The organism is Vibrio sp. 10N.261.52.C2 (assembly GCF_041471425.1).
Taxonomy (GTDB): Bacteria; Pseudomonadota; Gammaproteobacteria; order Enterobacterales; family Vibrionaceae; genus Vibrio; species Vibrio crassostreae_C.
The window spans coordinates 157,950-171,062 of record NZ_JBFROH010000032.1 but is presented as its reverse complement, the minus strand read 5'-3'; the positions used below and the strand labels follow the sequence as shown (position 1 = coordinate 171,062).

Genomic DNA, 13,113 nt, shown 5'->3' with positions numbered 1-13,113 from the left:
AATTGCTATTTCGTTATCTGTCTTTTGGATCAAGCGCGTCGCGCAGACCATCACCTACGTAGTTAAAGCAGAACAGCGTAACTACCATGAATGCCGCAGGGAATGTTAATTGCCAGATTGCAACTTCCATTGTTTGCGAGCCTTCTTGAAGCAATGCGCCCCAGCTTGTCATAGGCTCTTGAACACCAAGACCAAGGAAAGATAAGAATGATTCTGTAAGGATCATGCTTGGAATAAGCAGCGTAGAATAAACCGCTACGATACCCAGTACGTTCGGTACGATGTGACGTGTAATGATCTTCCATTTGCTTACACCACATACGTGTGCGGCTTCAATGAACTCTTTACTACGCAAGCTCAGCGTTTGACCACGTACAATACGCGCCATATCTAGCCAAGCAATCGCACCAATAGCAACGAAGATTAGGATGATGTTACGACCAAAGAACGTTACCAGGACGATTACTAGGAACATAAATGGTACCGCGTACAAGATCTCTAGGATACGCATCATCACTCGGTCAGTACGACCGCCGATGAAACCTGAAGCTGCACCGTAAAGCGTACCAATCAGTACCGCTACGAATGCGCCCATCACACCAACCATCAATGAGATACGACCACCGATAAGAGTACGAACGTACAAATCACGGCCTAAGCTATCAGTACCAAACCAGTGGTCCGCGCTTGGCGCTGCATGCATTGCGTACCAGTCAGTATCATCATAAGTGTACTGAGCAAGCATCGGTAAGAAGATAACCGCCAGTACCATAAGCGTAAGAATAAACAGGCTTACCATTGCCGCTTTGTTTCGCATAAAACGAATGCGGGCATCCTGCCACAAACTGCGACCTTCAATCTCTAAGCTCTCAGAGAACTTTTCGATCGCTTCTAAATTTTCTTTTTTCTTCAACATAACCATGCGTCCCTGTTAGTAGCGAATTTTCGGGTCAATTAGCGCTAGCAAAATATCAACGATTGCGTTGAACAAGATGAATAGGAAACCAATCAAGATGGTTACACCCATTACTAGCGAGTAGTCACGGTTAAACGCGGCGTTAACAAACAGCTTGCCGATACCTGGTAGGCCGAAGATGGTTTCAACAACAACAGAACCTGTAATGATACCTACAAACGCAGGTCCCATATAAGAAACGACAGGCAGCAGTGCTGGCTTCAGTGCATGTTTTAGAACGATGTAACGGTAACTTAGGCCTTTTGCACGAGCAGTTCGGATAAAGTTACTGTTTAGCGTTTCAATCATGCTACCGCGAGTAATACGAGCAAATGTGGCTACGTAAAGAAGAGACATCGCGATAACTGGCAGGACGATGTACATATAAGTACCGCCGTGCCAACCACCTGCTGGGAATATGTTCCAGTGCAGAGAGAACAGGTAAATAAGCGCTGGAGCCAACACGAAGGATGGCATTACTACCCCGAGCATAGCGGTCGACATTATGGTGTAGTCAATCCAGGTGTTGTGCTTCAAGGCGGCAATCGTTCCGACCGATACTCCCATAATCAGGGTAAAGATAAAGGCAATAAAACCTACCTTCGCAGATACTGGAAGTGCGACTGCGATCAGCTCATTTACGGTGTAATCTTGATATTTGAATGATGGACCAAAGTCACCTTGAACGATGTTAGTCAAGTACGTGGTGTACTGTTCAAATACAGGTTTATCTAAGCCGTATTTAGCTTCGATGTTAGCCATAACTTCTGGCGGTAATGGGCGTTCGCTCGAAAACGGGTTACCCGGTGCAAAACGCATGAGAAAGAAAGATATAGTGATCAACACCAACATGGTTGGAATCGCTTCGAATATCCTTTTCATAATGAATTTAAGCATAAACTCACTCTTTTCAGTCTGTGACAATTAAAAATTAAATAGACACTGCGTGCGATTTCTCGCACACAGGTCTAAGTTAGTTATATTTTATTTTTATAGGAGGTTATTTTGCTTTGATATAAAGATCTTTTGAATAGATCTTATCTTCGGCGTTACCTTCTGGGTAACCACCTAGCTGAGGTGATACAAGACGTGTTGTAACGTACTGGTAGACTGGAGCAATTGGCATGTCTTTAGCTAGCAATTTTTCTGCTTCGATGTATAGCTTAGTACGCTCTTCTTCTGAAGTAGAGCTTAGTGCTTTATCGATAATCTTGTCATAGTCTGCGCTCTTATAGTGCTGACCAGCAGTTGTATTTTGGCTAACCATCAATGTTAGGAATGAAGATGCTTCATTGTAGTCACCACACCAACCTGCACGAGCAACGTCAAAGTTACCAGTATCTTTACTGTCTAGATATGATTTCCACTCTTGGTTTTCGAGTTTCGCGTTAATACCAAGCTCTTTCTTCCACATTGATGCGATTGCTACAGCAAGCTTCTTGTGGTTTTCAGACGTGTTGTAAAGCAGGTTAAATTCAAGTGGGTTGCTCTTCGTGTAGCCCGCTTCTTCAAGAAGACGCTTCGCTTCAGCAATACGCTCTTTTTGAGAAAGTTGACCATACTCTGGAGTTACCGGGTCAAAACCAGCAGTAATTTCAGGAGTCAAGAAGTAAGCTGGTTTTTGACCTTGACCAAGAATCGCTTTCGTCACGATGTCACGATCCATCGCATAAGACATTGCTTTACGAACACGTACGTCGTCGAAAGGTGCTTTCTGTGCATTAAATTGGTAGTAATAAGTACACAGGTTACCCTTAATGTTTACATCTTCTGGGTATTCTTTCTGTAAGCGACGGAAGTGCTCGTTAGGAACTTCATATGTGAAATCTAGTTCGCCAGAGAGGAAGCGGTTCATTTCCGCTACTTGGTTTTCGATTGGTAAGAATGTTACTTTGTTAAGAACTGTATGTTCGTTATCCCAATAATTTTCGTTGCGTACTAGTTCAAGACGCTCGTTAACTACCCATTGATTTGGAACAAATGCACCATTACCAACAAAGTTTTCAGGCTTAGTCCACTGGTCACCGAATTTTTCAACAGTTGCTTTATGTACTGGCTTCACTGTTGTGTGACCCATCATCATTACGAAATATGGGACAGCTGTATCTAAAGTCACTTCTAACGTGTAGTCATCTAAAGCTTTAACGCCTAGTTCACTCTTGTCTTTCTTACCCGCAACGATGTCTTTCGCATTCGCCATCTTGGTATATTCCATGTACCAAGCGTATGGAGAAGCAGTTAAAGGATCAACCGCACGTTGGAAGCTGTAAACGAAGTCATTTGCCGTTACAGGATCGCCGTTAGACCATTTTGCGTCTTTACGTAGGTGGAAAGTGAATGTTTTGTTGTCTGTCGTTTCCCAGCTTTCAGCTACTCCTGGGATAGTATTGCCGTCGCCATCTTGGTTCACTAAACCTTCTAGAAGGTCACGAATTACGTGAGATTCTGGTACACCTTGAGATTTGTGAGGGTCGAGTGTTGCTACTTCAGTACCATTACCGCGAACCAGTTCCTGAACTTTTGCTAGTTCAGTGCCTGCTGGAACTTCAGCAGCGATAGAAAGAGTAGAAGTGGCAGCCACTGCCAAACCAGCACCTAGAAGAAGGGCCTGAGTGATTTTATTCTTGTACATTTAATAAACTCCAAGTTTTCCGTATTGCATCCATGACTTCTTTGCTTGGTTCACTGAACGGCAGTGATTTAGATTTATTTAGCTCAAATTTTAAGCATAAAAATCTAAAACCTTACAAAGATTGAGGCACACACTATCAACCATTGAAGTAATTTGCCACAAACAAGTCGCAAAAAATCGGATAATTCTCCGAAATACTTAAGGTATCAGTGTAAATATCTAAAAAACCCCAAATCAGTAGTGACTTGCGTAGAGGGATTAATTAAAAAACAGCCTTTAGTGTTGATGTATCTGTGTTGATACTTTTTTTTAGCATCTTATGCTAGAACACTGAGCGCAAATTAACATTAATGCCACATGAAATCTAATTGCACATCACATATCACCTAAACCGTCTACACTATTTGTGAGGATAATCACTTTATACAAGACAGCATAATGCTCTGCACCAAACCGGGTTATCCAATGCACCAATTAAGACAAAATTACGCGCTGAATTTATATGCAACCACAATGAATTATCATTTATCAAATCAATGATTATCTATAAATAGATTTATAGCAGGTACAAAAAAACCGACCTAAGTGGTCGGTTTTTAACTGTCTCATATACAAATGAGTAAATGCTGAAGCAACATCACTTTAAGAGAAATTACTTCTCCCAGCGTTCCGCTGCTTTCGTGTCTGAATCACGAGAATCAACCCAACGCGTCGTTTCGGTCGTGCGTTCCTTTTTCCAAAAGGGAGCCTTGGTTTTCAGGAAGTCCATAACGAATTCACAGGCTTCAAATGCAGCACCACGGTGTGCACTGGATACACCAACGTAAACAATCTGGTCGCCGATATCTAAGTCACCTACACGGTGGATAACACGCATCTTCTGAATAGGCCAGCGAGCCTCAGCTTGGTCACAGATCTCGCTCAGTGATTTTTCTGTCATACCCGGATAGTGCTCCAGAGACAAACCAATCACATTGTCGCCAAGGTTCATGTCGCGAACTTTACCAACGAACGTCACAATCGCTCCGGCAGCTGTACCTTGAGCCAAGTAGTCGTATTCGTCGCCTACCGAGAAGTCCTCAGCTGTCACTAATACTCTTGGATCCATGCTTAGCCTCCAGTCACTGGTGGGAAGAAAGCCACTTCGTCGCCGTCTTTCACTTCAGCTGTCAGAGGTACGATTGATTGGTTAAGTGCAGCCAGAAGCTTCCCCTCTTCCAATGCGATATCCCATTTGCCTTCTTGTGTCACAAGATGACTACGAATCGCTTCAATCGTCTTAAATTGTGCATCAACTTCAACGCTGTCCACACCAACAAGTTCACGAGTTTGAGCAAAGAAAAGTACTGTAATCATGACTCCACCTTAAAGTGACCAGATTTACCACCTGTCTTCTCTAGCAGGCGCACGTTTTCGATAACAATGTCTTTCTGAACAGCTTTACACATATCGTAAATCGTTAACGCAGCCACAGAAGCAGCCGTTAGCGCTTCCATCTCTACGCCCGTCTTACCCGCAAGCTTACAAACAGATTCGATGCGAACCTTGTTTTCAGACTCGATAGCTTCAAGCTGCACTTCTACTTTAGTTAATAGCAGAGGGTGACACAGGGGAATCAGATCCCACGTCTTCTTCGCCGCTTGAATACCCGCAATACGTGCCGTTGCGAAAACATCACCTTTATGGTGGCTACCAGAGACAATCAGCTCTAGCGTTTCTGCCGACATTTGAACGAAGGCTTCCGCTCTCGCTTCACGTACTGTTTCCGCTTTAGCCGATACATCGACCATGTTTGCTTCGCCAGACGCGTTAATGTGTGTAAATTGGCTCATACTCAAACCGCCTTATACAGAAAGGTGTGGCATGAAGTTACAAGGACGGTGGCTAGCATCCATCTGTTGCTTGATGATCTTAGTCCAACCGGTGCGGCAAGCGCCTGTAGAACCTGGCATCGCAAAGATAACCGTGTGGTTAGCAAAACCCGCAATCGCACGAGATTGAATTGTCGAAGTACCGATCTCTTCGTAAGATACTTGACGGAATAGCTCACCAAAGCCTTCTACTTCTTTGTCGAACAGTGGCTTAAGCGCTTCAGGCGTGCTGTCACGAGAAGTGAAACCAGTACCACCCGTGATCATGATAGCTTGTACGCTTTCATCAGCGATCCATTTAGATACGATCGCACGGATCTTGTACATGTCATCAATAACGATTTGCTTATCAACCACGTTGTGACCCGCTTCTTTAGCATGCTCTGCTAGGTAACCGCCTGAAGTGTCGTTTTCTTCTGTACGAGTATCTGAAACCGTTAGTACTGCGATGTTTGCTGCTTGGAATTTGCTTTCTGCGTGACCCATTTGTTCACCTATATAAATTTTTCATTAGACTGATTCGCCCAGCCTGAAGAAGCTGAGCGATAAAATGCTTTAGAGTGTGTAGCGGGTTAACCGCCGATTGACGCCAAGTTTGGAGTCATGCCGCTGTTGCCATCGTGTAAGAAGTGGCTAACGGACTTGGTTTGAAGCTGAGCCTGAATTCGATCAATGAGTTCTTGCTCTTGTTGATCTTCTTGAATCAGATCTCTCAGTTCAACACCATGGTCGCCAAACAGACATAAGTGAAGTTTACCGGTCGCAGAAACGCGCAGTCGGTTACAACTCTCACAAAAGTCTTTCTCGTAAGGCATGATCAAACCGATTTCACCCTTGTAGTCTGGGTGGACAAACACTTGCGCCGGGCCATCGTTAACGGCTTTGACTTTTAACAGCCAACCATTAGCAATAAGCTGGTTGCGAATCGCAACGCCAGACACATGATGTTTATCGAACAACTCGTCCATCTCGCCGGTTTTCATCAGCTCGATAAAACGTAATTGAATAGGTTTGTCTTTGATCCAATTAAGGAAGGCTGGTAATTCCTGACTATTGAGGTCTTTCATTAATACGACGTTGACTTTGACTTGTTCAAAGCCAACCTCAAACGCTTTATCAATGCCTCGCATAACCTCAGTAAACTTATTCTCACCAGTGATCTGATGGAACATGCGCGAATCTAAACTATCCACGCTCACGTTTATATGGGTTAAACCAGCATCACGCCATTGCCCTACTTGTTTCTCCATGCGGTAGCCATTCGTTGTGGTGGCTACTTTTTCGATGCCTGGAGTAGAAGCAACGGTATGTATGATTTCAGGAAAGTCTTTACGCAGACTCGGCTCTCCGCCTGTAATGCGGATCTTTGAGGTACCACAATCTGCAAACGCTTTAACAACGCGTTTGATCTCGGGAACACTTAAAAAAGACGAGTTTTTTTGCCCTGACGGTTTGTAACCATCTGGCAAGCAGTAAGTACATTTAAAGTTACAGACGTCTGTAACCGACAAGCGCAAGTAATAAAACTTGCGATGGAATCTATCTTCAAATTGTTGCGCCACGGAACACCTTTCCAAACACGGGAGGCATAATCATTTCCAATTAAGCCCTTGTGACAACATGTCACTGGCTCTTAATGCGTATCGGTACAGCAAATACCACTGTGCGACTTAGCATGCGAGAGCTCGGAGTTATGGCAACTGAGCGTTATATTCACACGCGCAGTAGCTGAGTAATAAAATACTTAATATTTGTACGTGAATCTAGCTCTGATGGTAAAAAACGGGTCACATCGGCAAAAAAAAACGTATCAAACGCTCAAAATAACTCTTGTTGAGTATATAGCGAGAAGCATTTAACCTAAATTATAGTTGGTAATAACCTAACAAGAACAATAAATGAATATTTACTCTTCAAAGAAAGTCGTAGCAATCGGCGGTGGCCATGGCTTAGGTCGCATGTTAGCTGCATTAAAAGACTTTGGTAACAACGCAACTGGCATTGTTGCAACGACAGATAACGGCGGTTCCACCGGACGTATTAGAGATTGCCAAGGTGGCATCGCATGGGGAGATACACGCAACTGTATCAACCAATTAATCACAGAGCCTTCAATCAGTTCGATGATGTTCGAATACCGCTTTCGTGGTCAAGGTGAGCTAGACGGTCATAACTTGGGTAACCTAATGCTGACGGCGTTAGACAACCTTTCCGTTCGCCCATTGGAAGCAATTAACCTGATTCGAAATATGCTCAAGGTCGATGTCAATATCGTGCCGATGACTGAGCATCCTTCAGACCTCACGGCTCTATCAATGGACGGCCGCTGGGTTACCGGCGAAACCAACGTTGATGACATGACGGAAAAGCTGCGCATGATGGACTTGTCTCCAGAAGTGCCAGCAACCAAAGAAGCCGTTGCTGCCGTTGAGCAAGCAGACTGCATTGTCCTTGGCCCTGGAAGCTTTTTAACCAGTGTGATGCCCCCTCTTCTCCTTCCAGAGATTGGCAAAGCAATCTCTGAGAACACCAAGGCAAAAGTTATCTTCGTTGAAAACCTTTCACCAGAGCACGGTCCCGCAGGGAAAATGACGCTTCAAGAGCAATTGGAGTGGTGTGAACGTACCTGTAAGGCAAGGAAAATAGACATCGTGTTAGGCAATGAACCTCACCCGGAACTAGAAGTGCAATGGAATTGTGTGACCACAGATCTTGCATCGGCAAACCGAGATTGGCGACACGACCGTGTGAAGCTTCAACAAGCCATTGAAGCCCAGTTGGCGTAGCCATAGGTTCAAGCGACAAACAACAAAAAAGGAGCATGCTGCTCCTTTTTTAATCTCAGTAATAACTCGCTGTTTTAAAGGTCCGTCATCAACTGCTGATATTCAGTGTACGTCGATAACAGGAGGTCTTGCATATCTTGAAAATCAATCTCGGTTACAGGCAACGCTTGCTTCACTTTTGCGTCTAAGCTAATAGCAAAACTACACAAAGAATCCGCACCAAAGCTTGCTGCGCTGCTCTTAAGCGCATGACTGATATCAGCCAAGTACTTAGAGGTATCCGACTCTTTATTTATCTCTAGGTGTTCGTAGTAGCCTTTCAACTCACCTAAAAAGATTTCCAGTAAAACCGGGACATTCTCTTGGCCTATTTCGCCGCCAAGCTCATCAACTTTTTGCTGATTTAATACTTTCGTCATTATTATTTTCTTATTGTTTGTTGATTACTGCTTCGCATTCCACGTTTGCAACTTACGGTATATCGTCGATGGACTGACATCTAAGAAACCTGCCGCACGAGGGATGTTGCCATCACACGCTTTAATGGCCTGCTCGATAGCCGTTTTCTCAGTGATCCACAATGGGAAAATATCTTTTACCGTGATGTCTTCATTCTGCTTCTCTTTCAATCGCAGACTGTTTTCAATCGGTTGGTTCAACGGTGGTGGAAGCATGTTGAGAGTAATCTCTTTGCCGTTATTCAAAACCACCACGTTCCGCAACACGTTTTGTAGCTGACGAACGTTACCCGGCCACTCATATTGATTAAAGCGATCAAGTACTTCCTGAGCAAAACGTACAAACGCCTTCCCCTCCTCGACCGACATATAGCCTAGCAGAGAATACGCGATCTCGATGACATCTTCACCACGCTCACGCAATGGCGGCAAGTGCAATGGAATCACGTATAAACGATAGTATAAATCTTCTCTAAAGCGACCTTCTTGTACTTCTTTCCAAGGGTCACGGTTGGTCGCACACACAAAACGAACGTCGACACTCTTCATCTTCGAAGAGCCGACTTTTTGGAAAGTACCGGTTTGGATAAAGCGCAGCAGCTTGGTTTGCAGCTCTAAGTCCATTTCGCACAGTTCATCAAGGAACAGTGTTCCACCATCAGCAAGCTCAGCAGCACCTTGGCGATCGGTCGCAGCACCGGTAAAGGCACCTTTAACGTGGCCAAACAGCTCACTTTCAATCAGGTCTTTAGGGATAGCGGCACAGTTAATCGCGATGAACGGCTTATCGCCACGCTTACTCGCCGCATGAATGGCTTCTGCACATACCTCTTTACCGGTACCACTTTCACCAGTAATGAAAATGCTCGCCTTACTCGATGCAGCAGAATCGATAGTTCGGTAAACCTGCTGCATGGTTTGGCTGCTGCCGATAAAACCTTGGTAGTTCTGGTTTCCCGGGTGTTCCGAGCTATTTTTAAGTTTGGTGGCTTTGCGGATCGCATTATTCACCGTAATACGGAGTCGGTCGGCTTCACACGGTTTGATAAGGAAATCTTGAGAGCCATGACGCATCGCTTCTACAGCGGTATCGATAGAGCCGTGAGCCGTCATGAAGATAACTGGAACTTCAGGGTATTTTTGTTTTACAGCAAATAGTACGTCCATACCCGTCATATCAGGCAGACGTAGATCTAATAAAATAAGGTCTGGGATTCGATGATTCAAACTCTCGATTGCATCGCGGCCAGTGCCGACAATGTTGATATCAATTTCGAGCGGTGTAAGATACGAGCGATATAAAGCTGCTACCGAAGCGGTATCCTCTACCATCAACAAATACTTCGATTTGTTATCTAGCGTTTTTGATTGCATATCCTAGCCATTTATAATTTGCATTTCTTATTATAGTCGCATTCCGCTTTGCATTATGCAAATTAGCCACAGTATTTGTAGTGTGTTTTTTTACTTGCTTCAAACAATCAATGTTTTATCTATCTGGCACGAACGATGCAACGGTATAAATGACCTTCGGGTCACCTAGCCAACTGACGTTGTTAGTGGACCGATTGTTCACAAACGTAAGCCAGTAGAACATTTACTACTGGCTGTTTTTTTGTCTGAAACACTCTCAATTCTTGTGTTGAGGGGGATCAATTCTCGAGCGAAAAGTGAGATTAGCTGTTGGTAATAAACTGCTTTCTTAACTGATCAATTTCATCACGCTTCTGTGCGGCCAATTCAAATTCCAGATTCTGAGCATGCTGATACATCGCAGATTCTAGCTTGCTGATCTCTTTATCAAGCTGTTGCGGCGTAAGTACTGCATAACTTTCAGAAGGCTCTGCCACCTTAGATAGTGGAACTTGTTTCGATTGGCGCTGCTGCTTCGACTTGGTTAGATCACCCAGTTCCATAATGTCTTTGATATTGCGTTTCAACGCTTGCGGAGTGATGCCTTGCTCTTCGTTGTAGGCTTGCTGTTTCTCGCGACGACGATCGGTTTCATCAATCGCTTTTCTCATCGACTTAGTAATCGAATCACCATAAAGGATTGCTCGACCTTCCAAGTTACGAGCAGCACGACCAATGGTTTGAATCAGAGAACGCTCAGAACGCAAGAAGCCCTCTTTATCTGCATCAAGAATCGCCACCAGCGACACTTCAGGCATATCCAAACCTTCACGAAGTAAGTTAATGCCCACTAACACATCGAACTTGCCCAAACGTAGGTCTCGGATGATCTCTACACGCTCAACGGTATCGATATCCGAGTGCAAGTAACGCACTTTAACGCCGTGCTCATTTAGGTATTCGGTTAAGTCTTCTGCCATTCTCTTGGTCAACGTGGTAACCAAAACACGCTCTTCTTTCACTGAACGGATTCTGATTTCAGACAGCAAGTCATCCACCTGCGTCGCGACAGGTCTTACTTCGATGATTGGGTCTAACAGACCAGTAGGACGTACCACTTGATCAGCAATCTCGCCATCTGATTTTTCAATCTCGTAATTACCTGGTGTTGCCGACACAAAAATCGTTTGTGGGGCTATAGACTCAAATTCTTCAAACTTCATTGGACGGTTATCCAATGCAGAAGGCAGTCTAAAACCAAACTCGACCAAGGTTTCTTTACGAGAACGGTCACCTTTATACATCGCACCAATTTGCGGCACAGTCACGTGTGACTCATCGATGATCAGCAAACCATCATCAGGCAGGTAGTCAAATAACGTTGGCGGCGCTTCCCCTTCCGCACGGCCGCTCAAGTATCGTGAATAGTTTTCGATACCGGAACAGAAGCCAAGCTCGGTCATCATCTCAATATCAAACTGAGTTCTTTGAGAGATACGCTGCTCTTCCAAAAGCTTATTGTTGTCTTTTAAGTATTGAGCACGATCGCGCAGTTCGTCCTTGATGTTCTCAATCGCCTCAAGGATTTTTTCTCTTGGCGTTACATAGTGAGTTTTTGGATAAACCGTAAAGCGCGGCAAGTCTCTTTGTTTCACCGCACCAGTCAGAGGATCAAAAATACTAATGCAGTCCACTTCGTCATCGAACATCTCAATTCGAACCGCATCTTGGTCAGATTCAGCCGGAAAGATATCAATCACCTCACCACGAACACGGAACTGACCACGTTCAAAGGCGACATCGTTTCTTGAATATTGCAGCTCAGCCAATCGACGCAGGATGTCTCGCTGATCCATCACCTCGCCACGACTCAAATGAAGCATCATCTTCAAATAAGACTTAGGATCACCCAGACCGTAGATAGCCGACACAGAAGCCACAATGATGGCGTCTTTTCGTTCTAATAAGGCTTTGGTTGCCGAAAGCCTCATTTGTTCGATATGAGCGTTCACAGACGCATCTTTCTCGATGAACGTGTCCGTGGTTGGAACGTAGGCTTCAGGTTGGTAGTAATCGTAGTAAGAAACGAAATACTCAACGGCATTGTTTGGAAAGAAAGATTTCATCTCACCGTAAAGTTGAGCCGCCAATGTCTTGTTAGGCGCTAACAGAATCGCAGGTCTTTGAGATTGGGAAATGACGTTGGCAAGGGTAAAGGTTTTACCTGAGCCCGTTACCCCTAGTAGAGTTTGATGTGCCAAACCAGAATCTAATCCGTCTAGTAATTTGGTTATCGCTGTCGGCTGATCACCGGACGGGCTGTAGTCCGATACCAAGTCAAAGAGTTTACTCATAGGTCGCCATTTCCATACTGTTTTTTTAATCAGGTCATTGTCACTCTAGGAGGAGTGTCGTTGCAACAATTATCTAGAGAAATGCATCTTAAGATCAGAGATCAGTTATAGCTTTTATTTTTAGAACTTGGTATTATCCGTGCCCTGCAAAGTTTCCCCAGCTAAATTACTCGAATTTTAATCCACTACTTTTCCCCAAAAAACCTAAAAATACCGCTTGTTTTACTGTTCGTTTTATAATCTACAAAAGTTATACAATTGCGACATTTTGCTATAAATCTTTTAAATACATTACGTTAGATAAGGTTTTTACATTTTTCGATTTATCCCGATTATTGTTGTTAAAGTTTCACACACACACTTATCCACAATTTTGGTGGATAACTAAAGCAAAGCTAAATCCTATAAGGCGTTCAAGAAAGTAAAGTTTTTTATCTTACTTTTTTCTGATATTTTTTATTGACAGAAATCCGGACAATTATTAGAATTCGCGTCGCTAACAAGCAATTCCCCTTTAGTTCAGTTGGTAGAACGGCGGACTGTTAATCCGTATGTCGCAAGTTCAAGTCTTGCAAGGGGAGCCAAATTTAAAGAAGCCGCATCATTCGATGCGGCTTTTTGCGTTTTAGTCGAAACAAAATCCCTACAGGCACAGCTTTGATTAACTCACATCCATAAAAAAACGCCTCACAAGGAGGCGTTTG

The 13,113-nt window shown here is 44.0% G+C and carries 12 protein-coding genes, 1 tRNA gene and 1 riboswitch; of the genes, 2 read left to right on the top strand and 11 right to left on the bottom strand.

Annotated features, from left to right (window positions below):
* Positions 1 to 13 precede the first annotated feature (13 nt).
* From oppC to moaA, 8 genes are all read right to left on the bottom strand, one after another.
* Positions 14 to 916 (bottom strand): oligopeptide ABC transporter permease OppC, encoded by a 903-nt coding sequence (oppC, locus tag AB4307_RS13250; RefSeq protein ID WP_019823598.1) that lies wholly within the window; start codon positions 914 to 916, stop codon positions 14 to 16.
* A gap of 15 nt (positions 917 to 931) precedes the next feature.
* Positions 932 to 1,852, bottom strand: coding sequence for an oligopeptide ABC transporter permease OppB (gene oppB, locus AB4307_RS13245; protein ID WP_017067676.1), 921 nt, complete (start codon positions 1,850 to 1,852; stop codon positions 932 to 934).
* A gap of 103 nt (positions 1,853 to 1,955) precedes the next feature.
* Positions 1,956 to 3,587 (bottom strand): ABC transporter substrate-binding protein, encoded by a 1,632-nt coding sequence (locus tag AB4307_RS13240; RefSeq protein WP_016767672.1) that lies wholly within the window; start codon positions 3,585 to 3,587, stop codon positions 1,956 to 1,958.
* Positions 3,588 to 4,239: 652 nt separating this feature from the next.
* Positions 4,240 to 4,695: a molybdopterin synthase catalytic subunit MoaE gene (gene moaE, locus AB4307_RS13235; protein WP_017062176.1), complete on the bottom strand. Its 456-nt coding sequence runs from the start codon at positions 4,693 to 4,695 to the stop codon at positions 4,240 to 4,242.
* Between the two features lie 2 nt (positions 4,696 to 4,697).
* Positions 4,698 to 4,943 (bottom strand): molybdopterin synthase sulfur carrier subunit, encoded by a 246-nt coding sequence (gene moaD, locus AB4307_RS13230; protein WP_017063465.1) that lies wholly within the window; start codon positions 4,941 to 4,943, stop codon positions 4,698 to 4,700.
* Positions 4,940 to 5,419, bottom strand: a complete 480-nt coding sequence (gene moaC, locus AB4307_RS13225) for a cyclic pyranopterin monophosphate synthase MoaC (protein WP_004734026.1) — start codon at positions 5,417 to 5,419, stop codon at positions 4,940 to 4,942. Before moaC ends, moaD begins: the two co-directional genes overlap by 4 nt.
* A gap of 12 nt (positions 5,420 to 5,431) precedes the next feature.
* Positions 5,432 to 5,944, bottom strand: coding sequence for a molybdenum cofactor biosynthesis protein B (gene moaB / locus AB4307_RS13220; protein WP_004734027.1), 513 nt, complete (start codon positions 5,942 to 5,944; stop codon positions 5,432 to 5,434).
* An 86-nt stretch (positions 5,945 to 6,030) separates the two neighbouring features.
* Complete coding sequence (moaA, locus tag AB4307_RS13215) at positions 6,031 to 7,020, bottom strand: GTP 3',8-cyclase MoaA (protein ID WP_009848642.1); 990 nt, start codon at positions 7,018 to 7,020, stop codon at positions 6,031 to 6,033.
* A riboswitch (molybdenum cofactor riboswitch) is annotated at positions 7,009 to 7,161 on the bottom strand. (Overlaps the previous gene by 12 nt.)
* A gap of 195 nt (positions 7,162 to 7,356) precedes the next feature.
* Between moaA and AB4307_RS13210 the strand changes: the two genes are divergently transcribed.
* A complete protein-coding gene (locus AB4307_RS13210) occupies positions 7,357 to 8,244 on the top strand; it encodes a YvcK family protein (RefSeq protein WP_017062178.1) in 888 nt (295 codons plus the stop codon).
* 74 nt (positions 8,245 to 8,318) lie between these two features.
* On the opposite strand, the gene luxU is transcribed toward AB4307_RS13210, so the two are convergent.
* From luxU to uvrB, 3 genes are all read right to left on the bottom strand, one after another.
* A complete protein-coding gene (gene luxU / locus AB4307_RS13205) occupies positions 8,319 to 8,663 on the bottom strand; it encodes a quorum-sensing phosphorelay protein LuxU (protein WP_372126067.1) in 345 nt (114 codons plus the stop codon).
* Positions 8,664 to 8,687: 24 nt separating this feature from the next.
* Complete coding sequence (luxO, locus tag AB4307_RS13200) at positions 8,688 to 10,076, bottom strand: quorum-sensing sigma-54 dependent transcriptional regulator LuxO (protein ID WP_004734031.1); 1,389 nt, start codon at positions 10,074 to 10,076, stop codon at positions 8,688 to 8,690.
* 302 nt (positions 10,077 to 10,378) lie between these two features.
* Entirely contained in the window at positions 10,379 to 12,409 is a 2,031-nt protein-coding gene (uvrB, locus tag AB4307_RS13195) for an excinuclease ABC subunit UvrB (protein ID WP_372126065.1), read from the bottom strand.
* Between the two features lie 508 nt (positions 12,410 to 12,917).
* Between uvrB and AB4307_RS13190 the strand changes: the two genes are divergently transcribed.
* Positions 12,918 to 12,993, top strand: a tRNA-Asn gene (locus AB4307_RS13190).
* Positions 12,994 to 13,113: the final 120 nt, after the last annotated feature.